A 1589-nucleotide genomic window follows, 5' to 3' on the forward strand; every position below is an offset into this window, starting at 1 on the left:
CAGGGTGCGATTTTACCGATTATAAAACTTTGATACAAAATGACAATGATTATTATAATCCAAGCGGTTATAAATCAGTTTGTTTAAGGGTCGGTAAGGTTTATGAAGATATGTATCCTTATACTATTCAATATATTGAAGGCGAAATTGATCCTGATGATGCATGGGATAAAATCGCCGCCAATAATGAGCTTAATTTAAAACTATCCCTCTATGCTAAAGAGGGATTATTTACTGAAGAGCTGGTTGGTCATGACGGCGATAAGCCCCTGTACCGTTATAATTTAACGGAAGAAGGTCGCAAATACGTAGATTGGTGGGGGGGCACTAACTTCTGCTTTGGTCGGGTTGTGGTTGACAAGATTACCAAAGTCGATAATCAACTTAAGGGTATGAGAATGGTATCATTCAGTTACCACATGGAAAATGTGCCAAATTGGATAAAAAATAAGGATATTTATAGCTTGTATCCTAACTTTTTCGATATTGAAGCAGCTGCAACAGGTAAAGAATTAGCCAGAGGGACTCATTATTATAATGTTAATGATTACGGTGAATTAACCTTGAAAGCAGGGAAGAGTGGTAGTTATTTTTTATAAAGTTATTTTAATTCATTAGATTACTGTTAAGTTTAAGATTTTCGGGGGTAAAAAAGTGTTTCCATACTTACTGTCATACCAATATACAGCTGATACAAGTCATAAGCCGAAGCAGTGACAGAATCGATTAACAAATTTTAACTAACAGGTAATAACTGATGAAAACACAAATCAAAAAAGTCTTAATATTAGGTAGTAGTTTACTGATGTTATCGTTACTGACAGGGTGCGATTTTACCGATTATAAAACTTTGATACAAAATGACAATGATTATTATAATCCAAGCGGTTATAAATCAGTTTGTTTGGCTGTGGGAGATTTAACTGAGGATATGTATCCTTATACTATAAAATATATGCCTGGTTATCATAAAGATTTACATTATCGTGACCCAATTTATGTTAATCATAAATTAAATAAACGATTAGCCCTTTATGCCAAAGAGGGATTATTTACCGAAGAGCTGGTTGGTCATGACGGCGATAAGCCTCTGTACCGTTATAATTTAACGGATGAAGGTCGCAAATACGTAGATTGGTGGGGGGGCACTAACTTCTGCTTTGGTCGGGTTGTGGTTGACAAGATTACCAAAGTCGATAATCAACTTAAGGGTATGAGAATGGTATCATTCCGTTACCACATGGAAAATGTGCCAAATTGGATAAAAAATAAGGATATTTATAGCTTGTATCCTAACTTTTTCGATATTGAAGCAGCTGCAACAGGTAAAGAATTAGCCAGAGGGACTCATTATTATAATGTTAATGATTACGGTGAATTAACCTTGAAAGCAGGGAAGAGTGGTAGTTATTTTTTATAAAGTTATTTTAATTCATTAGATTACTGTTAAGTTTAAGATTTGCGGGGTAAAAAAGTGTTTCCATACTTACTGTCATACCAATATACAGCTGATACGAGCCATAAGCCGAAGCAGTGACAGAATCGATTAACAAATTTTAACTAACAGGTAATAACTGATGAAAACACAA

2 protein-coding genes are annotated in these 1589 nt (G+C 34.6%); both read left to right on the forward strand.

The genetic code is table 11. The annotated features are described in order from the left end of the window. Window positions 1-599, forward strand: a 599-nt coding sequence (locus A9G48_RS11450) for a hypothetical protein (protein ID WP_176701980.1), incomplete at its 5' end; no start/stop codon positions are given. Between the two features lie 158 nt (window positions 600-757). Continuing rightward, on the forward strand, window positions 758-1420 hold the full coding sequence (locus tag A9G48_RS01020) for a hypothetical protein (protein ID WP_065575666.1): 663 nt from the start codon (window positions 758-760) through the stop codon (window positions 1418-1420). Window positions 1421-1589 lie beyond the last annotated feature (169 nt).

Source organism: Gilliamella sp. wkB18 (assembly GCF_001690875.1).
GTDB lineage: Bacteria > Pseudomonadota > Gammaproteobacteria > Enterobacterales > Orbaceae > Gilliamella > Gilliamella apicola_A.

What these genes read in the sequence shown, in the direction of transcription:
- A9G48_RS01020 (WP_065575666.1), top strand. Translation starts at nt 758, where the DNA reads ATGAAAACACAAATCAAAAAAGTCTTAATATTAGGTAGTAGTTTACTG.